At 62.4% G+C, this 25,306-nt stretch carries 19 protein-coding genes and 1 other RNA gene; 14 read left to right on the top strand and 6 right to left on the bottom strand.

Annotated elements, in window-relative coordinates; all coding sequences use genetic code 11:
• The first annotated feature begins 94 nt into the window (after positions 1-94).
• Positions 95-1,486: a hypothetical protein gene (locus tag C8C89_RS23870; protein ID WP_133992951.1), complete on the top strand. Its 1,392-nt coding sequence runs from the start codon at positions 95-97 to the stop codon at positions 1,484-1,486.
• Here C8C89_RS23870 and C8C89_RS23865 read toward each other — a convergent pair.
• The gene (locus C8C89_RS23865) at positions 1,483-1,908 is read right to left on the bottom strand and encodes an OsmC family protein (protein ID WP_101480296.1); all 426 of its coding nucleotides are present in this window, start codon (positions 1,906-1,908) and stop codon (positions 1,483-1,485) included. The genes C8C89_RS23870 and C8C89_RS23865 overlap by 4 nt on opposite strands.
• 445 nt (positions 1,909-2,353) lie before the next feature.
• Here C8C89_RS23865 and ribBA point away from each other — a divergent pair, with 445 nt between their 5' ends.
• The 3 genes from ribBA (at position 2,354) to nusB (ending at position 4,695) form a co-directional block, all read left to right on the top strand.
• On the top strand, positions 2,354-3,472 hold the full coding sequence (gene ribBA, locus C8C89_RS23860; RefSeq protein ID WP_101480297.1) for a bifunctional 3,4-dihydroxy-2-butanone-4-phosphate synthase/GTP cyclohydrolase II: 1,119 nt from the start codon (positions 2,354-2,356) through the stop codon (positions 3,470-3,472).
• A gap of 178 nt (positions 3,473-3,650) precedes the next feature.
• Entirely contained in the window at positions 3,651-4,133 is a 483-nt protein-coding gene (gene ribH / locus C8C89_RS23855; protein WP_094445951.1) for a 6,7-dimethyl-8-ribityllumazine synthase, read from the top strand.
• Between the two features lie 91 nt (positions 4,134-4,224).
• Positions 4,225-4,695 (top strand): transcription antitermination factor NusB, encoded by a 471-nt coding sequence (gene nusB / locus C8C89_RS23850; protein WP_070219581.1) that lies wholly within the window; start codon positions 4,225-4,227, stop codon positions 4,693-4,695.
• A gap of 222 nt (positions 4,696-4,917) precedes the next feature.
• On the opposite strand, the gene C8C89_RS23845 is transcribed toward nusB, so the two are convergent.
• Positions 4,918-5,835, bottom strand: coding sequence for a lytic transglycosylase domain-containing protein (locus tag C8C89_RS23845; protein WP_166674840.1), 918 nt, complete (start codon positions 5,833-5,835; stop codon positions 4,918-4,920).
• 478 nt (positions 5,836-6,313) lie between these two features.
• On the opposite strand from C8C89_RS23845, the gene ubiD reads away from it, so the two are divergent.
• The 7 genes from ubiD (at position 6,314) to C8C89_RS23810 (ending at position 14,081) form a co-directional block, all read left to right on the top strand.
• Complete coding sequence (gene ubiD / locus C8C89_RS23840) at positions 6,314-7,798, top strand: 4-hydroxy-3-polyprenylbenzoate decarboxylase (RefSeq protein WP_099380300.1); 1,485 nt, start codon at positions 6,314-6,316, stop codon at positions 7,796-7,798.
• Positions 7,799-7,973: 175 nt separating this feature from the next.
• An RNA gene (gene ffs / locus C8C89_RS23835) (signal recognition particle sRNA small type) lies at positions 7,974-8,072 on the top strand.
• A gap of 250 nt (positions 8,073-8,322) precedes the next feature.
• Positions 8,323-10,632 (top strand): DNA polymerase III subunit gamma/tau, encoded by a 2,310-nt coding sequence (locus C8C89_RS23830; RefSeq protein WP_133992949.1) that lies wholly within the window; start codon positions 8,323-8,325, stop codon positions 10,630-10,632.
• A 41-nt stretch (positions 10,633-10,673) separates the two neighbouring features.
• On the top strand, positions 10,674-11,000 hold the full coding sequence (locus C8C89_RS23825) for a YbaB/EbfC family nucleoid-associated protein (RefSeq protein WP_101480300.1): 327 nt from the start codon (positions 10,674-10,676) through the stop codon (positions 10,998-11,000).
• 47 nt (positions 11,001-11,047) lie between these two features.
• A complete protein-coding gene (recR, locus tag C8C89_RS23820) occupies positions 11,048-11,638 on the top strand; it encodes a recombination mediator RecR (protein ID WP_133992947.1) in 591 nt (196 codons plus the stop codon).
• Between the two features lie 3 nt (positions 11,639-11,641).
• On the top strand, positions 11,642-12,859 hold the full coding sequence (locus tag C8C89_RS23815) for a CaiB/BaiF CoA-transferase family protein (RefSeq protein ID WP_133992945.1): 1,218 nt from the start codon (positions 11,642-11,644) through the stop codon (positions 12,857-12,859).
• An 88-nt stretch (positions 12,860-12,947) separates the two neighbouring features.
• Positions 12,948-14,081 (top strand): esterase-like activity of phytase family protein, encoded by a 1,134-nt coding sequence (locus C8C89_RS23810; RefSeq protein ID WP_133992942.1) that lies wholly within the window; start codon positions 12,948-12,950, stop codon positions 14,079-14,081.
• On the opposite strand, the gene C8C89_RS23805 is transcribed toward C8C89_RS23810, so the two are convergent.
• The 4 genes from C8C89_RS23805 to C8C89_RS23790 form a co-directional block, all read right to left on the bottom strand.
• Positions 14,050-16,209 carry an EAL domain-containing protein gene (locus tag C8C89_RS23805; RefSeq protein ID WP_133992940.1) on the bottom strand — a complete coding sequence of 720 codons (2,160 nt, stop codon included), beginning with the start codon at positions 16,207-16,209 and terminating at the stop codon, positions 14,050-14,052. The two genes, C8C89_RS23810 and C8C89_RS23805, sit on opposite strands and share 32 nt — an antisense overlap.
• A 1-nt stretch (position 16,210) precedes the next feature.
• Positions 16,211-19,087 (bottom strand): response regulator, encoded by a 2,877-nt coding sequence (locus tag C8C89_RS23800; protein ID WP_133992938.1) that lies wholly within the window; start codon positions 19,085-19,087, stop codon positions 16,211-16,213.
• Positions 19,088-19,396: 309 nt separating this feature from the next.
• Complete coding sequence (locus C8C89_RS23795; RefSeq protein WP_010396213.1) at positions 19,397-19,597, bottom strand: YbdD/YjiX family protein; 201 nt, start codon at positions 19,595-19,597, stop codon at positions 19,397-19,399.
• Complete coding sequence (locus C8C89_RS23790; protein WP_101480305.1) at positions 19,597-21,657, bottom strand: carbon starvation CstA family protein; 2,061 nt, start codon at positions 21,655-21,657, stop codon at positions 19,597-19,599. Before C8C89_RS23790 ends, C8C89_RS23795 begins: the two co-directional genes overlap by 1 nt.
• Before the next feature lie 242 nt (positions 21,658-21,899).
• Here C8C89_RS23790 and C8C89_RS23785 point away from each other — a divergent pair, with 242 nt between their 5' ends.
• The 3 genes from C8C89_RS23785 to C8C89_RS23775 all read left to right on the top strand — a co-directional run bounded on the left by C8C89_RS23785 (position 21,900) and on the right by C8C89_RS23775 (position 25,305).
• Positions 21,900-23,270, top strand: coding sequence for a cache domain-containing protein (locus C8C89_RS23785; RefSeq protein ID WP_133992936.1), 1,371 nt, complete (start codon positions 21,900-21,902; stop codon positions 23,268-23,270).
• A 17-nt stretch (positions 23,271-23,287) separates the two neighbouring features.
• Positions 23,288-23,917 carry a response regulator transcription factor gene (locus tag C8C89_RS23780; RefSeq protein WP_101480307.1) on the top strand — a complete coding sequence of 210 codons (630 nt, stop codon included), beginning with the start codon at positions 23,288-23,290 and terminating at the stop codon, positions 23,915-23,917.
• A 263-nt stretch (positions 23,918-24,180) separates the two neighbouring features.
• Entirely contained in the window at positions 24,181-25,305 is a 1,125-nt protein-coding gene (locus C8C89_RS23775; protein ID WP_306821351.1) for an HDOD domain-containing protein, read from the top strand.
• Position 25,306 lies beyond the last annotated feature (1 nt).

Here is a 25,306-nt window from a genome sequence, read left to right as displayed (position 1 = left end):
AGCAACACCCCCGTCGGCCTTTCGTCGTGCCAAGCGTGTGTTGCTTTTCTTCCAGACGCGCATACTATGAAGCTTTCCGCAGTGGAGGCTAGCCATGGACCCGATTTCGCGCGCAACCGTGCCCAATGCCATACCGGCGACGCCTCGCGTGGGCGGGATGGCACCGCTGGCGCCGGCGCAGCCTGTGCCGTCTTCCAGCGCGGCGGCGGCCCTGGCCATTCAGTCATCGACCCAGGTCGACCTCTCCCCGCTGGGCCAGTTCCTGTCAGGCGTGGCCTTGTCGCGCCGGCAACTGCTGGCCTTGCAGGGCGCCACCGAGCAGGCCGGCGCGGCAAATATCCCCGTCAACGTCAATGACGACTTGCTGGCGCTGGCGCGGCAGCTGACGGAATCGTTTACCCAGTTGCAAACGAGCGGCATCGATGCCAGCCAGCTGGCGACGGCTGGCGACACGACGGGCAGCCTGGCGCAGCGCTACGATTTGCTGTCGGGCGATGGCACGACGGGTGCTGCGGCCGCGCTGGCGCAGGACGGCGGCTTGCTCACGCAAGCACAGCTGGCCCGCATCGGCATCGATTTGCGCAATGAAGATGTCAATGTAGTAACTTTGCAAGCGGCATATGCGGCTGACAGTCATGCCACCCTGGACGCCTTGCAACAGGGAACGGACGTGCTGGCGCAGGTGGGCGCCATGCTGGCCCGGCAGCAGGGCGCGCCGCTGGCGGCCAGCGTCGAAGCGGATTTGGCGGGTGCCGCCGTGCCGGCGTATGCCGCGCAGGCCGTGGCTCAAGGGGTGCCGACGCAAACGGCTGCCATTGCACAACGACAACTGGAACTGCAGCAGCAGCTGGAGGCGGAAGAGCTGAACCTGGACTTGCAGGAATTGCGGCCTCAGCCGCAGGCGCAAGCAGCCTCCGATGCAGCGCAATTGCTGCAGACGCAGCGCACGGACAAGCAGCGCGCCGATACCGCGCGCCTTGACGCCGAACGCCTGGACAGCGAACGCATCAATACAGATAAGCAGGCGCAGCAGCAGGAAGTTGCACGGGTGGACGATCTGCGCCAAGGACAAGTGCAGCAGCAGGGCTTGCAGCAGCGGGCGCAAGCGGCAGCGGACGATGCGGCGCGGGCCCAGCTGGCCGCAAGCGACGCGCAAATGGCGGCCCAGGCGGCCAGTGAGCGGGCGCAATCGCTGGCACGCGCAGCGCAAGTGCAAGCCGATGCGGGCCAGGCGACGGCGCAAGCCCAGCTGGCCCAGCAAAATGCGCAGGCGCAAGAGCTGGCCGCGCAAAACGCGGGCATGACTGTACCGCCGCCCTCGTCGCAAGATCCGTCAGTGGCGGCAGCCATCGCCGCGTATAACCTGAATAATGCAGCCCTGAATCCCGGCTTGATGAACCGGCCATTGCCGGCCAGCGACTCGCGCCTGCCACTGGTGGCGCCGGTGGCCGCCGTGGAACCCGTCAAGCCCGTGACTAAAATCTAGGGCAGCAGGCTGGCGTCCAGGGTAATGTTGGCTTTAAGTAACTTCGACACGGGGCAGCCGGCCTTGGCCTTCGCCGTCAATGCCTCGAATGTCGCCTGGTCGGCGCCCGGTATTTTTGCTTTCAGGATCAGGTGGACGGCCGTGATGGCAAAACCGTCGTCCCCCTTGTCGAGGGTCACTTCAGCCGTCGTCTCCATCTTTTCCGCCGTCAGGCCCGCTTCGCCCAGGATCAGCGACAGGGCCATGGTGAAGCAGCCCGCGTGGGCGGCGCCGATCAGTTCTTCGGGATTGGTGCCGGGTTTGCCTTCGAAGCGGCTGGCAAAGCCGTAGGGATAGTCCTGCAAGGCGCCGCTGCGTGTGCTGATGGCGCCCTTGCCGTCCTTGATGCCGCCTGACCAGATGGCCGATCCGTTGGTTTTCATGTTGCCGCTCCTGTGTGGGTATCGCTGCGAGTGGGGTGTCAGCGCCGTGGTGGTGACTGGCTGATCTTATGCTCTTCGCAAGACTGATGGCGCGCGTTTTGCCGTCGCCGTGTGCGCTGGATCGGGGAAGCGGCGCTTTGCGGGGCAAGCAGGGCGGCGGCCTGCATATTGGTGTTGCTGGGCTGTCTTATTTCAGGTCTGCAAGCGCTAAATCCTTTAAAATAGCAGGTTATAAGAAAATTCCCGGAAATTCGCGGAATATTCGCGCTCGACGTTTCAATTTCAGTTTCAGTTTTTAGTTACATTAACAACGCCCGGAAAAAACCGTCGCGAGCGGAAGGGAGAGGTGGCTGAGAAGCGCAACCGTACGAAGGTACGGTGAGCATCGCAGGCCGCCTATACCAACGCGCAGCAGGTTTTGCCTGGCGTCTCAAGAGGATGAATAATGTCTATATCCAGCACCGAAGAGATCGTCGCTGAATTGCGCGCCGGCCGCATGGTGATACTGGTCGATGAAGAAGACCGGGAAAATGAAGGCGATCTGGTGCTTGCCGCCGATTTCGTGACGCCTGAAGCCATCAATTTCATGATTACGCATGCGCGTGGTCTGGTCTGCCTGACCCTGACGGAAGAGCGTTGCGACGAGCTGAACCTGTCGATGATGACCTCGCGCAACGGTACCGCCTACGGCACCAACTTTACCGTCTCCATCGAAGCGGCCGAAGGCGTAACGACAGGCATATCCGCCGCCGACCGCGCCAAGACCATCCAGGTGGCCGTGGCCAAGGGAACACAGCCCAGCGATATCGTCCAGCCTGGCCATATCTTCCCCTTGAAAGCGCAAAAGGGCGGCGTGCTGATGCGCGCAGGCCATACGGAAGCCGGTTGCGACCTGACGGCCATGGCCGGCCTGACGCCCGCGTCCGTGATTTGCGAAATCATGAAGGACGACGGCACCATGGCCCGCCTGCCGGACTTGCTGGTGTTCGCTGAGCAGCATGGCCTGAAAATCGGCACGATTGCCGACCTGATCCATTACCGCAGCCAGACGGAATCGCTGGTCGAACGCGTTGCCGAGCGTAAGCTGCATACGGCGCACGGTGAATTCCGCTTGATCGCGTTCCGCGACAAGCCCAGCGCGTCGGCCCACCTGGCCCTCGTGCATGGCGACCTGGCGCCCGGCCTGGAAGCGCTGGTGCGCGTGCACCAGCCTGTTTCCCTGCTGGATGTGCTGGAAAGCGAAGCGACCACTCACTCGTGGACGGTGGCCGCCTCGATGGCCGCCATCAAGCAGTCCGAGCGGGGCGTGATGGTCTTGCTGAACTGCGGCGAAACGTCGGGCGAACTGTTTGCCCAGTTCGCCGCGCTCGATACGCCGCAAGCCAAGCCGAAAGGCCGCGCCGCCAGCATGGACTTGCGTAGCTACGGCATCGGCGCGCAAATCCTGCGCGACCTGGGCGTGAGCAAGATGCAATTGCTGGCCAGTCCACGCAAGATGCCGTCGATGGCCGGTTTCGACCTGGAAGTCACAGGTTTTCAGTGCCATCCGGGCCAGGACGCCTAAATAAATCTACTGCGCGTCGCGATTTGCGGCCTGCGATGCTCACTGTACTATTCGTACAGTTGCGCTTCTCGGCCACAACTCGCTGCCGCTCGCTACGATTTTGTCAGGCGTCGATGTGAGAGTAAACGATGGCGGCATGTGCGTGTCGCCCAGAACCACCAGATTAAAGAGGCATATGATGACCGTAGGAACATACGAAACCAATTTTGCCGGCGAAGGTTTGCGCGTCGGTATCGTCCAGGCACGATTCAATGAAATCGTCGGTGGTGGCTTGCTGTCGGCATGCCTGGAAGAGTTGAGCAAGCTGGGCGTGGCCGATGAAGATATCCTGCACGTGACCGTGCCGGGCGCCCTGGAAATCCCACTGATTCTGCAAAAAATGGCAGAAACCGAGCAATTCGACGCCCTGATCGCACTGGGCGCCGTGATCCGCGGTGAAACCTACCACTTCGAGCTGGTATCGAACGAATCGGGCGCAGGCATCACGCGCATCGGTCTCGATTACGGCATCCCCATCGCCAACGCAGTGTTGACGACCGAAAACGACGAGCAGGCGGAAGTGCGCATGCTGGTCAAGGGAGCCGAAGCGGCACGCGTGGCAGTGGAAATGGCCAATCTGGCGCAAGCGCTAGAAGAGTTGCAAGACACAGACGAGGATTAATCGTGCTTGCGCCGCGGCGTGCTGTCCAACAGCACGCCGCGGTATTCGTCACTATTTGCAGTACATACGTATTTAAGAACAGGTAACAATCATGACTGAGAAAAATTTGCTCGCCAATCCCAGCAAGAACCGCACGCCGCGTCACCGCGCGCGCGAGTTTGCGCTGCAGGGCTTGTACCAGTGGCTGCTGAACAATGAAGACGCGACCACCGTCGTGAACAATATTCGCGCCGCGCATGGCTTTGACAAGGCTGATGGCGATCACTTCACGGTGCTGCTGTATGGCGCCATCAAGGATTCGCTGGCGCTGCGCGACAGCATGGCACCCTTGATTGACCGCAATATCGCGGAACTGTCGCCCATCGAACACGGCATCCTGCTGATCGGCGCGTTCGAACTGAAGAACAACATGGAAATCCCGTACCGCGTCGTCATCAACGAAGCGGTCGAGCTGGCCAAGTCGTTTGGCGGTATCGATGGCCACAAGTATGTGAACGGCGTGCTGGACAAGCTGGCAGTGAAATTCCGCGAGGAAGAAGTCAACGCCAACAAGCGCAAGTAATATAGGTAGGGATCCAGCGGCGAAGGCCGCAATGGATGCAAAAAGGGCAGACTGAAAAGTCTGCCCTTTTTGCTGTCGGAGTGTTGCGCATTAACGCATCGGCGCCTCTTCAAACCGTAGCGAGCAAGCCCGATGTCGGGTTGAGTAACGCAGCTGTACTGGAGTACAGCGAGTAACGCCGACCCGAGAGCGGGCTGCGCAGTAGGTTGGAAGAGCGCGCTACTACAGGCCGGCGATCTCGTTGTGGGGCAGCACTTTGATGGTGATGCCGCTTTCCGCTACCGGCGCCTTGGCTGGCGCTGGCGTGTTCGATGCCATCACCGGCGTCGTCGTCGGCACGCGCTGGCCTGCCGACACTTGCTTCAGGCGGCGGTATTCGGCCAGCACGCGCGAGCCGTAGCCCGAGTCGGTGGCGAAGTTGGCGGCGCCCACGTAGGTTTTCAAGCCCGCTTCGACGGAACCGCCACGCGTGACGTAGTCTTTCAGGATCAGGGAGCCGACACGGATGTTGGCGACCGGGTTCAGAGCTGCTTGCACGCCGCCCATTTCCTGGAAGCGCTCATGGTGCACTTTCGACATGACTTGCATCAAGCCTTGCGCGCCCACGGGGCTTTCCGCGAACGGGTTCAAGCCCGATTCGATGGCCATCACGGCCAGGATCAGCAGCGGGTCCAGCTTGATTTCACGTGCTGTCAGGTAGGCCGTCGACACGAGCATATTGGTGGCGTCGTTGGCCACGCGGTAGCGCTTGGAGAGCCAGTTGGTGACCCATTGCTGCTGCTTTTGCGTGCCCAGCAAGGCTTTTTCTTCCTTGCTCAGCGGTGCCTCTTTGGCGGCGGCCGTTTGCACGGATGCAGGCGCTTCCATCAGTGCCGACAGAGCCGGCGCTTCGACAGCTTGCGCTTCTGCCATCGGCAGTGGGAACAGGCTGTGCGTCAGTTGCTTGCCCAGGTCGGGGCGGAACATCAGCAGGGCGATCAGTGCCAAGGCGGAAATGCCGAAGACTGTCAGTGTATGTTGCGCCGTGGTCAATACGCCACGGGCCGAAATGGCTTGTGCGCGGGCGCGCAAACGCGCCAACGCTGGCTGGCCAGCCACGGTTGAAGCAGGCAAGGCTGCTTCAGTGCTACGATGAGTCATAGAGTTCCCCGAAATGTCGCGTCAACAGGCAGTCCCTCCGCGGTTTCGCGGTGTTGTGGGTACTGCCAATGCCGTGCATCAGAAATATCATCGTTTCCGCCGCGTATGGATGCGTGCGAGAAACGCCGTCATTGCTTGCTTGAGCTGATCGGTCCCATGCTGGTATTGGATCAGTTGCAATACAACTTTTACCGGGGGTAAGGCAGACGCCTTTTGAAAACACTCCTTAAAATGTCATGTGGAGCCCCGACTCCGTGAATGAAAGAGAAACGCTAAAATCAAGCTCTGGGCCGGCGTGCTCTTTCAAGTTGGGCGAATTGTAGAAGCCGTTTTATATCAAGTCAATACTAATGAATCGATTCTTTATTACTTTTATGTCTTACTTTTTGTCTTGCATTGTGCCAAAAGCCAATAAAATCAATTACTTGGCATAGATCCTTCAGCAACGGCGTCCGACGTCAAAAAAAATTAAAAACACATGAAATATTCAGATTTGCGAGATTTTATTTCTCAACTGCAACAAATGGGTGAACTTAAGCCCATTTCGACCCCCATTTCACCGATTTTGGAGATGACCGAAGTATGCGACCGCACCTTGCGCGCAGGTGGGCCGGCCTTGCTGTTCAATAATCCCACGGGATACGACATGCCGGTGCTGGGCAATCTGTTCGGCACCACGCGTCGCGTGGCACTGGGCATGGGGGCGGAAGATGTCAGCGAGTTGCGCAAGATCGGCCATGTGCTGGCGCGCCTGAAGGAACCGGAACCGCCGAAGGATTTCAAGGATTTGCTGGGCCTCGGCTCGCTGGTGAAATCCGTGTGGGACATGTCGCCGAAAGAGTTGCGCGGCGCCAAGTGCCAGGAAATCGTCTGGGAAGGCAATGACGTCGACCTGGCGCGCCTGCCCATCCAGCATTGCTGGCCCGGCGATATCGCCCCCCTGATCACCTGGGGCCTGGTCATCACCAAGGGGCCGAACAAGAAGCGGCAAAACCTGGGCATTTACCGCCAGCAAGTGCTGGGGCGCAATAAAGTCATCATGCGCTGGCTGGCCCATCGGGGCGGGGCGCTGGACTTCCGGGAGCATGCGATTCAAAGCAAGGGCAAGCCGTACCCGATCGCCGTGGCGCTCGGTGCCGATCCCGCTACTATATTAGGGGCCGTCACGCCGGTGCCGGACAGCCTGTCCGAATATCAGTTCGCCGGCTTGCTGCGCGGCAGCCGCACGGAGCTGGTGAAAGCCATCGGCAGCGAGCTGCGCGTGCCCGCGTCGGCCGAAATCGTGCTCGAAGGCCATATCTACCCGGACGAAAATCATCCGAGCGGCTATGAACACGCGCTGGAAGGGCCGTATGGCGACCACACGGGCTACTATAATGAGCAGGACAGTTTCCCCGTGTTTACCATCGACCGCATCACCATGCGCCGCGACCCGATCTATCACTCTACGTACACGGGCAAACCACCCGACGAGCCGGCCGTGCTTGGCCTGGCCCTGAACGAAGTGTTCGTGCCCCTGCTGCAAAAGCAGTTCAGCGAAATCACCGACTTTTACCTGCCGCCCGAAGGCTGCAGCTACCGCATGGCCGTGGTGCAGATCAAGAAGCAGTACGCGGGCCACGCCAAGCGCGTGATGTTCGGCGTGTGGAGCTTCCTGCGCCAGTTCATGTATACCAAGTTCATCGTGGTGGTCGACGAAGATGTGAATATCCGCGACTGGAAGGAAGTCATCTGGGCCATCACCACGCGCGTCGACCCCATCCGCGATACCACCCTGGTCGACAACACGCCCATCGATTACCTGGACTTCGCCTCGCCGGTCAGCGGCCTGGGCAGCAAGATGGGTATCGATGCGACGAATAAATGGCCGGGCGAAACCACGCGCGAGTGGGGCACGACGATAGCCATGACGCCGGAAGTGAAGGCCAAGGTGGATGGCATCTGGCAAGAGCTGGGTTTGTAGGTATTGGATAGGTCGGGGTAGGTCGGGTTAGCGCTTGCGCGTAACCCGACGTTGCTTGCATGTTCACGATCTGCATACTCGGCAGTGTCGGCTTACGGCCTGCGGCCTAAGCCGACCTACGCAGCATTGACACGGCAATTTCCCAATCCTGCGCAGACCGGTTATAATTGTCCCTGGCGGGCCCCTGCGCATCGTGGCATGGCTAACCTGGTCAGGTCGGGAACGAAGCAGCCACGGCTATTAACCATGAGTGCCGCAGATCAGGCTCGCCTCCTTCGGGATTGTTGTATCGGGATCGTCAATCAAGCTGCCATGGGCAGCTTTTTTGCTTTTACGGCCACATTTTCCCGTGGCGCCGCAGCATTGCCGGGCTTGCCGTGTTTTCCATATTTCCACCTGGCCATGTTATACAATTGCTGCTTTGCCGCGTTTGCCAAGTCTTGCTTGAACTTGACCTGGCCCGGCCATGAGGCTTGCGCCCGTCGCGCAGGATCACCCGCAAAATCGCATGGTAAAATCTCAGCATGTCCTATCAAGTCCTCGCCCGTAAATACCGCCCCAAGAATTTCGAGACGCTCGTTGGCCAGGAGCACGTCGTGCGCGCGCTCACGCATGCCTTGCACAGCGGCCGATTGCATCACGCCTATCTGTTCACGGGCACGCGCGGCGTCGGCAAGACGACCCTGTCGCGCATCCTGGCCAAATCGCTCAATTGCATCGGCCCCGATGGCACGGGCGGCATCACGGCCCAGCCTTGCGGCGTGTGTGTAGCGTGCACGGCAATCGATGCGGGACGCTTTGTCGACTATATAGAGATGGATGCGGCATCGAACCGCGGCGTCGATGAAATGGCGCAGCTGCTGGAACAGGCGGTGTATGCCCCAAGCAATGCGCGCTTCAAGGTCTACATGATCGATGAGGTGCACATGTTGACGAACCACGCGTTCAATTCCATGCTGAAGACGCTGGAAGAGCCGCCCGAGCACGTCAAGTTCATCCTGGCCACCACGGACCCGCAAAAGATTCCCGTGACCGTGCTGTCGCGCTGCCTGCAGTTCAACCTCAAGCAGATGCCGCCCGGCCACATCATCAGCCACCTGGACAATATCCTGGGACAGGAAGGCATCGCCTTCGAACAGCCGGCCTTGCGCCTGCTGGCCCAGGGCGCCCACGGTTCCATGCGCGATGCGCTCTCCTTGACGGACCAGGCCATCGCGTACGCGGCCGGTGAAGTCACCCTCGATGCAGTGCAAGGCATGCTGGGTGCGCTCGACCAATCCTATCTGGTGCGCCTGCTCGATGCGCTGGCGCAGCAGGACGGTGCCGATCTGCTGGCTGTGGCCGACGAGATGGCCTCGCGCAGCCTTTCCTACAACGGCGCCCTGCAGGATTTGGGCACCTTGCTGCACCGCATTGCGCTGGCGCAAACCGTGCCGGCCGCCTTGCCGCAGGATTTGCCCGAATACGCGGACATTGTCCGTTTGGCTGGTGCGTTTGACGCAGAAGAAGTGCAGCTGTTTTACCAGATCGCCGTGCATGGCCGCAATGAGCTGGGCTTGGCGCCCGACGAATACGCGGGCTTTACCATGACCTTGCTGCGCATGCTGGCCTTTCGGCCCGGCATAGGCGGCGCCGATGGCGTGCCGGCGGCCGCGCCAGCATCAGTTCCGGGCAACCGTCCCGGCTTTGTCGCCGCCGCGCGCGCCGCAGCAGGTTCGGCTCCCGCCGCCCGCGCCGCCACGAACAGCGTGGCCAGCCATGCAGCCGTGACACCGCCTGCCGTCGTGGCCGCCACTGCCGCCAGCATGGCCCGCAGCGAAGCGCCGCCGCCACGCGTGGCTGCTCCTGCCCCGGCACCGGCACCCGTTTCCGCCCCGGCGCCAGCACCGGCCACGCCTCCGCCAGCCGCTCCGGCTGCGCCTGCCCCGGCCGCATCAGGCGCCCCTATCAGTTCCGCCCGCGCCGCCATCAATGCCGCGCTGGAAGCGGCCCGTGCCGCCTCGAAAGGCCGTCCGGGCAGTGCGCCGTCGGCGCCATCGTCGGCGCCCAAGCCAGCCGCACCGGCACCGGCACCGGCCGCTGCCGTCGCCACGCCAGCCCCAATCGCGCCCGTCCAGGCAGCGCCGCCACCGCCCGCCGCCGCGAAAGCGCCGGCGCCATGGGAAGATGCGCCTCCCGTGGCCGTCATGGAAGCGCCCACGCTCGTGCAGCCGGCACGCCAGGCACCGCCGCCACAGCAGGCGCCGGCCGACGACGACTTGCCGCCGTGGGTCACCGAATTTTCCGACGATAGCGCCTCGGCTGCCGTGTCGGCGCCAGCCGCGCAAAGTGCCGAGCAGCCTGCTGTCGTCATGCCACAGCGTGCCGCCAAGCAAGCCGCGCCCAGCGGGCCGTATGTGATTACGCCCGTGCCGGATCTGGACTGGGATGGCAACTGGCCGGCCGTCGCCGCCGTGCTGCCCTTGCGTGGCGTGGCCCAACAACTGGCCGTGCAGGCCGAGCTGATCGAATGCCTGCACGACGGCCACAGCACCACGTTCCGCCTGCGCGTGCCCATCGACACGTGGCGCAGCCCCGCCAACGTGGAAAAGCTGGCTGCCGCGCTGACCGAACGCTTTGGCCGCAAGGTCAATGTCGACACGGAACTGGGCGCCGTCTGGTACACGGCCAGCGCGGAGGCGCAGGCTCACCGCGAGGCGTGTCAGCTGCAAGCGGAAGAAACCATCGCAAGCGATCCCTTTGTGCTCGACATGAAGCGTGCATTCGACGCTTTTGTCGTGCCGGGCACGATTACCCCTGCACCGGCCGGCTCCGCCGCGCCGACCCTGCATTGATGATTAACACACTCACAAACTGAATTGAACGGAGCATTCTCATGATGAAAAATCAACTGGCTGGCCTGATGAAGCAGGCGCAAGCAATGCAAGACAACATGAAAAAGGCCCAGGAACAACTGGCGCTGGTGGAAGTGGAAGGCCAGTCCGGCGCCGGTCTGGTGAAGATCGTCATGACGTGCAAGAACGACGTCAAGCGCGTCTCTATCGACCCATCCTTGCTGGCCGACGACAAGGACATGCTGGAAGACCTGGTGGCAGCTGCCTTCAACGACGCCGTGCGCAAGGCGGAAGCGACGTCTGCGGAAAAAATGTCAGGCTTGACCGGCGGCATGAACTTGCCAGCCGGCTTCAAAATGCCATTCTGATGCCATACCGCATGCGCTCGATCTGTGGCACGGGGCAGGGTTGATCCATGTCCAAGTCGCTTGAATTTTTGACCGAGGCGCTGCGGCGCCTGCCCGGCGTCGGCCCCAAGTCGGCGCAGCGGATGGCGTTTCATTTGTTGCAGCACGATAGGGAGGGCGCGGCCATGCTGTCGCGCGCCCTGTTCCAGGCCGTCGATGCCGTGCATCACTGCGGCCTGTGCAATACATTTACCGAACACGACGTGTGCGAGACCTGTCTCGACGAAGAGCGCGACAAGCGCTTGCTGTGCGTGGTGGAAACGCCCGCCGACCAGCTGATGATCGAGCAAACGCTGACCTACAAGGGCCTGTATTTCGTGCTCATGGGGAGATTATCTCCGCTGGACGGCATCGGGCCGAAAGATATCCACCTCGAAAAACTGCTGAGCCGTGCCAACGATGGCGTGGTCGGTGAAGTGGTGCTGGCCACCAATTTCACCAATGAAGGCGAAGCGACGGCCCATTACATCAGCGAAATGCTGAAGGCGCGGGGCTTGCGCGTGAGCCGTCTGGCCCGCGGCGTGCCCGTGGGTGGCGAACTGGAATACGTCGACGCGGGCACGATTGCCCGCGCGATGCTCGACCGCAGGGCAACCTAAATCATGCAAGAGAAAACGTCGGCTGGTCCTTTGGCGGGTATCAAAGTCCTGGAACTGGGCACCCTGATCGCGGGGCCGTTCTGTGCCCGCATGCTGGCCGAATTCGGCGCCGACGTGATCAAGATCGAGTCGCCCGACGGTGGCGATCCCATCCGTACCTGGCGCGTGCTGAAGGATGGCACCTCGCTGTGGTGGTCGGTGCAGGCGCGCAACAAGAAAAGTCTGACCTTGAACCTGAAAGCGCCGGAAGGCCGCGCCATCGCGCGCCAGCTGGCCCTGGAGGCGGACATCATCATCGAGAATTACCGCCCCGGCGTGCTGGAAAAGTGGGACCTCGGCTATGAGCAGCTCAAGCAGATCAAACCCTCCCTCATCATGGTGCGCCTGTCCGGCTTTGGGCAGACGGGGCCGATGAAGGACTTGCCCGGCTTCGGCGCCATCGGCGAATCCATGGGCGGCTTGCGCTATGTGTCCGGCTTTGCCGACCGCCCGCCCGTGCGGGTCGGCGTATCCATCGGCGACTCCGTGGCGGCCCTGCATGGCGTGATCGGCGCCATGATGGCCCTGCGCCACCGCGACGTGACGGGTGGTGCGGTTGCCGGCGAAGGGCAGATGGTCGACGTGGCCCTGTACGAATCCGTGTTCAACTTGATGGAATCGCTGGTGCCCGAATACGACCAGGCCGGCGTGGTGCGCGAGCGCACGGGCGGTTCGCTGCCCGGCATCGTGCCCTCGAATACCTACACGACGGGTGACGGCGAAAACATCGTGATTGCCGGCAATGGCGATGCCATCTTCAAGCGGCTGATGCTGGCCATGGGCCGCATCGACATGGCGGGCGACCCGCAGCTGGCGCGCAACGATGGCCGCGTGGCGCGCACGCAGGAAATCGACGATGCCATCGGCGCCTGGTGCGCCACGCACACGATAGACAGCGCGCTGGCCGTACTGAAGGCGGCCGACGTGCCGTCCGGCAAAATTTACTCCGTGCGCGACATGATGAGCGATCCGCAATTTCTCGCCCGTAATATGTTCGAGCAGCACCATTTCGCCGACGGCACGCCCGTCAAATTGCCCGCCATCAGCCCGAAACTGTCCGCCACGCCGGGCAAGACCCAGTGGCTGGGACCGACCCTGGGCCAGCACAACGATGAAGTGCTGGCGTCGCTCGGCTATGACGCTGCCGCCATCGCGCGGCTCAAGGCCGATGGGGTGGTGTAATTCGTTATTAACCCACACAACTAAAGCTGGGGTCAGACTCGGCGGGTCTGACCCCGGAATTTGCTTCCTGACTTATTTGATACCGATCATGCCTCCATTGTTCTGTACCGCGCTTGCCCTGGCGTCCGCCGCCATCCTTCTCTCCGCCTGTGCCAGCTTCCCGCATGACGCGCCGATTGCCGGCCTGCGCCTGATCGGCGAACAGCGCATCGCCTTGAAACAGGCATTCCAGGGCACCACCGTGGGCGGCTTGTCCGGCATCGACTATGATGCGGCCAATAATAGCTGGGTGATGGAAAGCGATGACCGCTCGGAAATCAATCCGGCGCGCTTCTACCGCGCCACCCTGGCCTACGACAGCAAGGCGTTTAGGGGCGTGACGCTGAGCAGCGTGCATTTCTTCACGCAGCCCGACGGCAGCCGCTATCCGAATCTGGCGCATGCCAAGCTCGACAGTGGCGACCAGGTGCCCGATATCGAAACCATCCGCGTCGATCCGCAGGACGGCAGCCTGTGGTACGGCAGCGAAGGAAACCGCAAGGTGGGCTTGCACCCGTTCGTGCGCCACGCCGATAGCGGTGGCCACTACCTGGCAACCTTGCCCACGCCCGCCATGTTCAATGTCTCGAAGGACGAGGTGGGTTCGCGCAACAACATGAGCTTCGAGGCACTGTCGTTCTCGTCGGATGGCAAGAGCCTGTGGCTGGGCATGGAAGCGGCCCTGTACCAGGATGGCCCGCTGGCCGCGCCCGGCAACGGTTCCGTCGTGCGCATCACGCGCCTGGACCGCGCCGGCAAGGTGCTGCGCCAGTATGCGTATGCTATCGAACCGGTGGCTTCGCGGCCCGCGCCGGGGCGCGAAGCGGACAATGGCGTGTCGGAAATCCTCGCCGTGAACGACCACCAGGTGCTGGTAGTGGAGCGGGCCGGCGTGGAAAACGCGGACGGCATCTATACGAATCACGTGCGCGTCTACGCGATGGAAACGGATGGCGCCACCGATATCCAGGCCATCCCGGCCCTGGCGGGCGCGGCCTATGTGCCGGCGCGCAAGCGCTTGCTGCTGGACCTGGAAAAGATCGGCCTTGAAAGAGTTGACAATATCGAAGGCATCAGTTGGGGCCCGCGCCTGGAAAACGGCCGCCGCAGCCTGGTAATGATTTCCGACGATAATTTCAACGCCCAGCAAGTCACGCAAATCCTTGCTTTCGAAGTGCTCTAGATTGCAGGCTGGCCAGCGGACCCTTCTGTCTGGCCAGCATGGCCGTGATCGTGTCGTGCGGCGAGGGATGGCCCAGGAAATAGCCTTGCGCCATGTCGCAGCCGTATTTTTCCAGCATCAGCAGCTGCTCGTCCGTCTCCACGCCTTCGGCCACGACCACCATCTTCAAACCGTGCGCCATGGCGATGATGGCGCGCGTGATGGCCGCGTTTTCCGTATCCTGCGGCAAGCCGGCAATAAAACTCTTGTCGATTTTCAAGGCCCGCACGTCGAAGCGTTTCAGGTAATTCATTGACGAGTATCCCGTTCCGAAGTCGTCGATGGACAGGTATACGCCGATGCCGCGCAACTGCTCCAGGGTCACCATGGTGGCGCGCGCATCGTCCATCAAGGTTCCTTCCGTCAATTCCAGCTCCAGCAGGCGCGCGTCGAGGCCCGTGTCGGCCAGGGCCGAGAGCACGATCTGCATCAGGTTTTCATCCTTGAATTGTTTGGCCGACAGGTTCACGGCCATGCGGATGGCGCGTCCGCCATCGCTTTGCCAGGCCTTGGCCTGGTTGCACGCCGTGCGCAGCACCCATTCGCCGATGGGCACGATCAATCCCGTCTCTTCGGCCAGCGGGATGAATTCCGTGGGCGAGATGATGCCCCGCTCGGGGTGGCGCCACCGGACCAGCGCTTCCACGCCCACGATCTGTGTGCTCGGTACGTCTATCTGCGGCTGGTACAACAAGTACAGCTCGTTGTTCTGCAAGGCCTTGCGCAGCCCCACTTCCATCTTCACATGGCTCATGATTTCCATCGTCAGCGAAGAGCTGTACAGCTTGGCGTTGTTCTTGCCGCAGTTCTTCGCGTGGTACATGGCCGTGTCCGCAAATTTGAGCAGCGAGTTGCAATCCTCGCCATCTTCCGGATACAGCGAGATGCCGATGCTGGCCGTGACGAAAATCTCGTGCCCCTCGATCATGAAGGGCCGCCGCATGGCTTCCTTCACCCTGTGCGCCACATTCAGCGCGTCTTCCACCCGCTCCAGGTCGGGAATTAATATCGTGAATTCATCGCCGCCGAGACGCGCCAGGTTGCTGCCGCCGAAGGTGGCCTCACACTCGTGTTCGTTGCGCAGCACCAGGTCGCTGGGGCGGATGGTTTCGCGCAGGCGCTCGGACACCACCTTGAGCAGGTGGTCGCCCACGTCGTGGCCCAGGGTGTCGTTGATGCGCTTGAAGGCATCGAGGTCCATGAACAGCACGGCGAATTTCTTGTCGTGCTCTTTCGAGCGCACCAGTTCGCGTTCCAGTGTTTCCAGAAAGGCTTGCCGGTTGGGAATGCCCGTCAGGCTGTCGCAATAGGCGAGGCGGCGGATCTGTTCTTCCGTGCGCTTGCGCTCGCTGATGTCGCGCACCAGGCCCAGCACTTCGTCGGCGCCCGTCGCCACCAGGCGCGCCTCGAAGTGACGCGTGCTGTTTTCGTGGGTGAGCGTGTAGTCGACCGAGCCGATGTGCTGCGTGGCCAGCACGGCGTGCGCCTGGTCCAGCAGGCGCGCGGCGATTTCGGGCGGCAGCACGTCGCGGATATGGCTGCCCACGCAGTCGCTGAGGGAAAAGCCGGCGCTGGCGTCGTGGCCCTGTTCGTAGTCGAGATAAAAGCCTTCGCGGTTCAGGCGAAAGAAGGTGTCGGGGATGGCTGCCAGCACGGCGCGGTTGTGCGCGTCGGCAATGCGCAGGCGGGCGATGGCGTCGCTGGCGCGCAGCACGTACAGTGCGCGATGGCCCAGGATGGGCCAGTTGATGGGCTTGGAAATGAAATCCGTGGCGCCCACTTCGTAGGCACGCGTGACCGCATCCAACTCGTCGTCGCCCGTGACCATGATGATGGGCACGGTGCCGCCCACTTCCTGGAGGCGTATTTCGCGGCATACGGCAAAGCCGTCCAGGGCCGGCATGTCGACGTCGAGCATGACCAGGTCCGGCCCGCTGTGCTTGTAGCTGGCCAGCGCCTGCACGCCGTCTTCGGCCTCGATCACGTCCAGGCCCACTTGCGTGAGCATTTGCCGCATCAGCATGCGCATCACGGGATCGTCGTCGGCAACCAGCACCAGGCCGCGTGGGGAAGGGAGGGGCGCTGTCATGTCAGTGTTCCTTCACGAGGATGGCGCTCAGCGATTCGCTTACGGCCAGGAAGGCTTGCTGCATCTGCAGCAGCAGGATAGTCGCACCCTCGGTACTGCCGGCGCGGCCCAGTTTTTCCATCTCCTTGCATAGCTGCGCCAGACGATCGGCGCCCACGTTGGCGCTGCCCGACTTGAGGCTGTGGGCCACTTTGCGCAGCGCATCCGCATCCGCGCCGGCAATCGCTACGCGCATGGCGCTCAATTGGCGCGGCGTCTCGCTCGTAAAAGCGAGGATGACCCGCTCGAGCAGCGCATCGCCATCGGCGCGCGACAGGGTGCGGATGTTTTCCAGCGCCTGCCGGTTCAGCGGCTGGCACGCTGGCGGGGCGGCGGCCAAAGGCGGCGCCACCTCCGGCGATGCCTGCGGCTCCGGCTCTGGCTCTGGCTCTGGCGCCACGCTGTGGTGCACGGTGGCCGCGCGCGGCAGGGTGATCCAGCGCGCAATCGTGTGGCCCAGGTCTTGCTGCGTAAACGGCTTGCTCAGGTAATCGTCCATGCCGGCCGCCAGGCATGCTTCGCGGTCGCCCTGCAACGCATTGGCCGTGATGGCGACGATCGGCAGTACGCGCGCGTGGCCGCACTGCTGTTCATGGCGGCGGATTTCCGCCGTGGCGGCAAAGCCATCCATCACGGGCATCTGGCAATCCATCAGTATCAAATCGAAATCCTCGGCCTGCGCCGCCTGCAAAGCCTCTTCGCCGTTGCCCGCACACACCACGTCCAGGCCCAGGCTGTCGAGCATGGCCAGCGCCACTTCCACGTTGACGCGATTGTCCTCGGCCAGCAGCACGCGGCGGCGCTGGCGCCGGCCCACCTGGCGGGCCGTGTATGGCGGATGGATGCGCATGCCCTCGCTGGCGCGCGGCGGCGTGACGATGCAGTCGAACAGGTCGCATTCGCGGGCCGGCTTGATCAGCTGGAAGGCCACGCCCGCCTCGCGCCGCTGCACGGGATCGGCCGCCGCCTGCTCCGTGCTCAGCAGCAGAAGCTTCAGGTCGGCCAGCAGCGGCTCGCTCTTGATGTTGGCCGCCAGGGCCAGGCCGCTGGTGCGCGGCAATTCCATGTCGAGCAGGGCCACGGCATACGGGGTGCCCGCCTGCGCGGCCGCGCGCAGCTTGGCCAGGCAATCGCTGGCCGTGCCGGCGCTGTCGCTGACGATGTGCCAGCTGGCCAGCTGCCGTTCCAGCACGGCACGCGTGGCGGGTGTGTGGTCGACGATCAAGGCGCGTAACCCTCGTGTGGTTTTCAGGTTGAAGGACGGGTCGTCGCTGTCGACCCGTCGCTTATCGAAATTTACTTCGAACCAGAAGATCGATCCTTGCGTTAAAGCATTATCAACGCCGATAGTGCCGCCCATCAGTTCCACCAGCTGTTTCGAGATCGTCAATCCCAGGCCCGTGCCGCCGTGCTTGCGCGTGGTCGAGCCGTCCGCCTGCGAGAACGATTCGAAGATGCGCGTCTGTGCCTCGTTTGACACGCCGATGCCCGTGTCGTGCACCTCGAAGCGCAAGCCCACGCTGGCCGCATCTTCGCTGCACACTGCCACTGTCACGGTGACCTTGCCCGTTTCCGTGAACTTGATGGCGTTGCCCAGCAGATTGACGATGATCTGGCGCAAACGGTTGGGGTCGCCGCAAATGGCAATGGGAATGTCAAACGCGATATCGAATTCCAGGCTGATATTTTTCGCTTCCGCCTGCGGCGCGAACACGTGCTCTATATCGTCGAGCAATTCGCGGAAATTGAAGCGGATGTATTCCACGCTCAACTTGCCCGCCTCGATCTTGGAAAAGTCGAGGATATCGTTGATGATCACCAACAAATTCTGCCCCGAGCGCTGCACCATGCTCGTGTAGTGGCGCTGCTGCGGGCTCAAAGGGCTGGCCAGCAGCAGTTCCGTCATGCCCAGCACGCCATTCATGGGCGTGCGGATTTCATGGCTCATGGTGGCGAGGAAGGCACTTTTTGCCTGGCTGGCTGCCTCGGCTGCATCCTTGGCCTTTTCCAGCTGCGCCGTGCGCACGCCCACCTGGCGCTCGAGCTGGTCGCGGTAATTGGCCAGGGTGCTGTCGCGGCTGTCGATCTGCGCCAGCATGTCGTTGAAACTGTCGATCAGCACGCCCAGCTCGTCGCTGCGCTGGTGCGCGATGCGGTGGCTGTAGGTCTGGCTGCGGGACACTTTTTGCGCGGTATCGATCAGCTTGGTGATCGGCTCGGCGATCACGCTTTTGAAACGCCGCGCCAGGAAGACGGCGATCAGGAAGGACAGTACGGTAGCGCCGCCGATGGCGCCCACGTGGCGGCCGATGTTGCGCCACATGTGGTTCAGGTCGGCTTCGATCAGTACGGCGCCGACGATCTGCTGCGGCGCGCCCGGCCGGTAGACGGGACGGTACAAGCGCATGGTGGGCGCCAGGGGCGTGCCCGCTCCTTGCGTGACGGGCTGCACGGCCATGTCGGCCAGCAAGGCCGGGTTCATGTCTTCCGGCGTCGCCAGGCCCGCCAGCTCCTTGTCGTGCTGCGGCGCGCGGTACAGGGCGAACAGGCGTCCGCCCCGGTCGAACAGGGCCGCCTGGGCGATCTCGTCGCGCGCCGCCAGCGCCGCCAGCATCTGTTCCGCCTGCGGCTGTGCCGATTTTCCCACCATCAATGGCGCCGCGCTGGCCGCACCGATCACCCCCGCCAGGGACAGCAGTTGCTTGCCTTCATCGTTCTTGTGGCTGAGCACGGACGTCAGGGCTAACGCCACGAACACCAGCAGCAGCGCGCAGCCCGACGACAGCACGGAGATCATGGTCAGCTTCTGGCTGATGCTGGAGCGGTGGAAATTGAACATGGTGGCGGCGCTTCCCCGGTCGGCCCCTTGACTGTTTTTTAATTCCTATTGGAAAAATATAGACGCGAAGACACACCCTGATGTTGATATGGGTCTAAGGGAGGAGAGGGGAGGGGAACTTATACGAGATGAAACAAATAGGGCGGTTCCGCAAGACCGCCCTCAAATTATTGCTGAGCAACAACATCTGACCCAGCCGTAGCGAGCGGAAGGCAGAGGTGGCCGAGAAGCGCAACCGTACTGAAGTACGGTGAGCATCGCAAGCCGCCTATGCCGACGCGCAGCAGGCTGGGTCAGGTGTCACCACAACTAGCAACAGCCGCCGCGCTTGCCGGCTCCGCCGTAGCGGGCTTCCTGGCGTTCGCGGAAGAACTCTTCATACGTCATCATCGGCTCGCCGGGATGGGTCACTTCCCGGTGCGCCACGTAGGTGTCGTACTCGGGCAAGCCGCACATCAGCCGCATGCTTTGCCCCAGATACCGTCCAGCCTTGATGATTTCATCGATCATCATTGCACCGTGGGCATGGCCTGGAACGGCGTTTCCTTGGTGCTCGGACGGCTGTCGGCGCGCGCCTTCATGATGGTGCGGATGCCGAAGAACAGCACGCTGATCACGACGATGACGAAGAAGGCGGCCAGGCCGGCGTCCAGGTAATCGTTGAAGATGATCTGCTGCATCTGCGCTACCGACTTGGCCGGCGCCAGCAGGGTGCCTTCATCCAATGCCGCCGAATATTTCTTTGCATGCGCCAGGAAGCCGACGCGCGGATTGGCATCGAAAATCTTTTGCCAGCCGGCCGTCAGGGTGCACAGCAGCAGCCAGATGGTCGGCGTGATGGTGACCCATGCGTACTGGCCCTTCTTCATCTTGAACAGCACGCAGGTGCCGAGGATCAGCGCTATCGCCGCCAGCATCTGGTTGGCGATGCCGAACAGTGGCCACAGGGTGTTGATGCCGCCCAATGGATCGACCACGCCCTGGTACAGGAAGTAGCCCCAGGCCGCCACGCACAGGCCCGTGGCCAGCAGGTTGGCGATGACGTTTTCCGTCTGTTTCAAGCTTGGCACGAAGCTGCCCAGCAAGTCTTGGAGCATGAAGCGGCCCGCACGCGTACCCGCGTCGACGGCCGTCAGGATGAACAGCGCTTCGAACAGGATCGCGAAGTGGTACCAGAAGGCCATCATGGCCTTGCCGCCGATGGCGCCGGAAAGAATCTGCGCCATGCCGACCGCCAGGGTCGGTGCGCCGCCAGCGCGCGAAATGATGCTGTGCTCGCCCACGTCCTTGGCCGTCTGCGTCAGCATTTCCGGTGTCACATAGAAGCCCCATTGCGAGATCGCCTGTGCGGCGGACTCTGCCGTAGTGCCGATCAGGGCGGCCGGGCTGTTCATGGCGAAATAGATGCCCGGCTCGATGGTCGAGGCTGCCACCAGGGCCATGATGGCAACAAACGATTCCATCAGCATGGCGCCATAGCCGATGAAGCGGGCATGGCTTTCGTTTTCAATCATTTTCGGCGTAGTGCCCGAGGAAATCAGCGCGTGGAAGCCGGAGACGGCGCCGCAGGCGATGGTAATGAACAGGAAGGGGAACAGATTGCCCGACCAGACGGGGCCGGAGCCGTCGATGAACTTGGTCATGGCCGGCATTTTCAGGTAAGGCGCGACGACGATGATGCCGATGGCCAGGCCCAGGATGGTGCCGATTTTCAGGAAAGTCGACAGGTAGTCGCGCGGCGCCAGCAGCAGCCACACGGGCAGCACGGAAGCGATGAAGCCGTAGCCGATCAGCATCCACGTCAGTTCCGTGCCGGTAAACGTGAACATCGGGCCGAGAACGGCGTGTTCCTGCACGTACTGGCCGCCGATGATGGCCAGCATCAGCAGCACAAAACCGATGATGGAAATTTCGCCGATGCGGCCCACGCGGATAAAGCGTGAGTACACGCCCATGAACAGGGCGATAGGGATGGTCGCCATGACGGTGAAGCTGCCCCATGGGGAGCCCGTCAGCGCCTTGACCACGATCAATGCCAGCACGGCCAGAATGATGACCATGATCATGAAGCAGCCCAGCAAAGCGATCATGCCAGGAATTTCGCCCAGTTCAGCCTTGATCAGGTCGCCCAGGGAGCGGCCGTCGCGGCGCATGGAAATGAACAGCACGATGAAATCTTGCACGGCGCCGGCAAACACGACGCCCGCCAAAATCCACAGCATGCCGGGCAAATAGCCCATTTGCGCAGCCAGCACGGGGCCGACCAGGGGGCCGGCGCCGGCAATCGCCGCGAAATGGTGGCCGAACAGCACATATTTATTCGTCGGCACGTGGTCCAGGCCATCGTTGTGCTTGAAGGCGGGCGTCATGCGGCGCGCATCCAGTCCCAGTACCTTGTCGGCGATGAACAGGCTGTAGAAACGGTAGGCGATCAGGTAGACGCAGACGGCGGCGATGACGATCCAGATCGCGCTGATCGGCTCGCCACGTTGCAGGGCGACGACGCCCAGGGACCCGGCGCCGGCCAGCGCAAGCGCTGCCCAGCCGAGCTGTTTGAAAATGCGGTTCATGCTTCCTCCAGAGATTTGACGGGCGCTATGCCGTGCGATGATGGTGTTTTGCTCCTGGTCGTCGCCAGTTTGATGTTACTTTTGGTGTATTTGCAGCTTATGGCGAGTATTCAGGAATCGTATAATTGCCGCAAGCGCACGACTACGCAGTAACGCTCAGTATTACTACGCAGGGCGATTGCCACGCCGCGACGTAAAATCACGGATTCCCACCAGCATCGACGCCGCCGGAGCGCCAGGCCATGAAACTCAGACAGAAAGTCATCTTCCTGGCTATCACGCCGCTCATTCTTGCCCTGTGCGCCATCGCGTTTGCCGTGCGGCACCAGGCCATCACCCTGGCCGAGCAGCAGCGCGCGACCATCCAGCAAGCCTACCTGGCCAGCAAGGAAGCCGAACTCAAGCATTACGTGACCCTGGCCAGCCATTCCATCGCGTCCCTATACCAGTCGGGGCGCAAGGATGCCGCCACGCAAGAGGAAGCCAAGCGCATCCTGTCCGCCCTCAGCTATGGCGACGATGGCTATTTCTTCATCTATGATTTGCAGGGCAAGTCGCTGATGCACCCGCGCCAGCCCGAACTGGTGGGGCAGAATCTGTGGCAATTGCGCGACGCGGACGGCAATCTGACCATCCAGCGCCTGATGCAGCGGGCGAAGAGCGGCGGCGGCTTCGAGCGCTACAACTGGATCAAGCCGTCGACGAACAAGTCCGCACCCAAGCTCGGCTATGTGATCTTGATGCCGGAATGGGGATGGATGATGGGTACCGGCATTTACATGGATGACGTGGACCAGGCGCTGGCCAAGGTCGACGCCCAGCAGTCGCGCAATATCCGCTCGACCATGGAATTGATCGCCGCCATCGCCATCCTCGGCTCCCTGCTGGTGGCCTCCTGCGGCCTGGTGCTGAATTTGCGCGAATTGAGGGTGGCCGACGCCAAGCTGAAAGTGCTGGCGCAGCGGGTGGTCGAATCGCAGGAGGAGGAACGGGCGCGGCTGTCGCGCGACTTGCATGACGGCATCAGTCAGTGGCTCGTTTCCATCAAGCTGCAGATCGAGGCGGGCATCGCGCGCCTGGCCGGCAATGCCGAGCAGAAAGAAAAGGCGCCCGTCACCTTCGAGCGGGCCGCCGAGCAACTGAACAAGGTGCTGGGCGAGGTGCGGCGCATTTCGCACAACCTGCGCCCCGCCATTCTCGACGACCTGGGCCTGGCCGCCGCGCTCGACCACCTGGTGCATGAATTTAACGACAGCAGCAGCGCGCAAGCCAGTTTCACGGCCAGTCCGGCGGCGGCGGGCGAGGGCTTGACCGACATGGTCAATACCGTGTTGTTCCGTATCGCCCAGGAAGCGCTGACCAATTGCGAGCGCCATGCCCACGCCAGCGGCGTGGAAGTGAGCCTGCACGAGGCAGGCAAGGCGGTGGAGTTGCGCATCCAGGATAATGGCGGCGGCTTCGACTTCGACGGCATCGCCCTGCATCCGCAGCGCGGCATCGGCCTGCGCAACATGACGGAACGCATGGAAGCCATCGGCGGCAGCCTGCACATCTCTTCCTCGCCGGCCGGCACCCTGGTGCTGGCGCGGCTCGCCCTTCCACCCACACATTAATTAATAGATTCCGAGACATGACCGAGACGATCAACATCCTGCTGGTGGACGACCATCCCCTCGTGCGCGACGGCTTGCGCGCGCGCCTGGAGGCGGTGGCGCATTTCGACGTGGTGGCCGAGGCGGGCGGCGCCGACGAAGCCCTGGCCCAGGCGCGCCTCCACCAGGTGGACCTCGTGTTGATGGATATCAATATGCGTGGCATCAACGGCATCGAAGCGACGGCGCTGTTCAAGCAGGCGTTTCCGCAGATTGCCGTGCTGATCCTGTCCATGCACGACAAGCTCGAATATGTGTCGCAAGCCATCGCCGCCGGTGCGCGCGGCTATGTGCTTAAAGATGCTCCAGGGAAAGATATCGTCTTCGCCATCGAGACGGTGATGTCCGGCGGCATTTATTACAGCGCGGCCCTGGCGCGGCAACTGTCGCGCCCGCAAGTGCACGATTCCTTCCTCACCACGCGCGAACAGCAAGTGCTGCAGCACATCGCGGCGGGCCAGTCGAACAAGCAGATCGCCCGCGACCTGGACCTGAGTGTGCGCACGGTGGAGACGCACCGGCTGAACATCAAGCGCAAGCTGGGCATCGAAGGGCAGGCTGAATTGATCAAATATGCGGTCGAGCACGCGCATGGCGGCAGCAACTGACGAGGCGCACGCCGCGCCGTGCTTTATCAAACCCGCATGACAGGCGGGTCTCGCGGGGGAATGTTCTTTTTGAACATTTATTGCCAAAATTAAACTGTTTCGCGGGTGAGATTCGGATAGAATGATTCTCGCTGTCGAGGGCATCCCTGTCGGGCCAGGGTTGCCAATGCTGGTCAGTTTATTTACTATGGCGCCCTACCCACACTGAGATACCGATGTCAGCGTCTGAATCAAACCTGTTTCCGTTGGTGGGATTACAAGCAGTGGCCAATGCTCATAATGAGTGGGTCGCTGTCACCCTGCATGTACCGCAGGCATCGACGGCGCCGCTGCTGGCGGCGCTGGCCGCTGCCGATGCGTATGCGTTTCTGGCACCGCTCGACTGCATCATTCCCCTGGCCGACCCGCATGGCGTGGACGAGGCCGTGCTGGCGCAACTGGCGCCACAACGCACCATCTTCCGTTTGCCGGCCCAGCTTGCCGGCGACAAGCAGATCCAGAAAAAATGCCAGCAATGGCGCGACGCCGGCTACCGCATCCTTCTCGATGGTGCCGATGCCGGTCCCGTGGTGGCGGCGCAGGTGGACGCGCGCGCGCTGAGTTTTGACGCGGCGGGCGCACGCCCGGCCCTGCATCAGCTGCTGCCCTTGCCGGGGCCGCACCTGGCCTACAATATCGTCGACGCGGGGCAGTTTGCTGCCTTGCAAGAAATCGGCGTGAGCTGGTTTGCCGGCGACTATGCCCTGCACCATGCACGCCAGCAAAGCGAGCCGGAAGATGCCACCTCGCGCCGGCGCCTGCTGGCGCTGCTGGGCCTGCTGGCCCGCGATGCCGACGCGCACGAGCTGGAAGTGCCGCTCAAGCAAGACCCATCGCTCAGCTATCATTTATTGAAACTGGTCAACTCAGCCGCCTTCGGTTTCACGGCGCCGATTACCAGCTTCAGCCAGGCCATCACCCTGCTGGGACGGCGCCAGCTGCAGCGCTGGCTGCAACTGCTGCTCTATGCGCGCCAGCAAGACGACGGCAAGATCCATGCGCTGCTGCCGCTGGCGGCCGTGCGCGCGGCACAGATGGAAGCGCTGTGCCAGCTGCGCGGCGGCGATCGCGATGCGCAAGACCTGGCCTTCATGGCGGGCGTGTTTTCCCTGCTCGACGTCCTGTTGGGCATGCCGATGGAAGAGATTATCGCCACCCTGAACCTGGCGCCTGAAGTCAGTGTAGCCTTGTTGGAACGCAATGGCGAGCTGGGTACCTTGCTGGCGCTGGTCGAAAGCGCCACGCCGCCGCCGGAAGGCTTGCGCCGTGCCGGCATCGATGGAGAAACCTATTGGCGCAGCCTGCTACAGGCCTACCAATGGGCGATCCAGGTCAGCCGGAACCTGTAGC

This window comes from Janthinobacterium sp. 75 (assembly GCF_004365495.1).
Lineage (GTDB): Bacteria > Pseudomonadota > Gammaproteobacteria > Burkholderiales > Burkholderiaceae_D > Janthinobacterium.
Note: the sequence above shows the minus strand (reverse complement) of the source record. Positions and strands in the feature narration are given on the sequence as shown.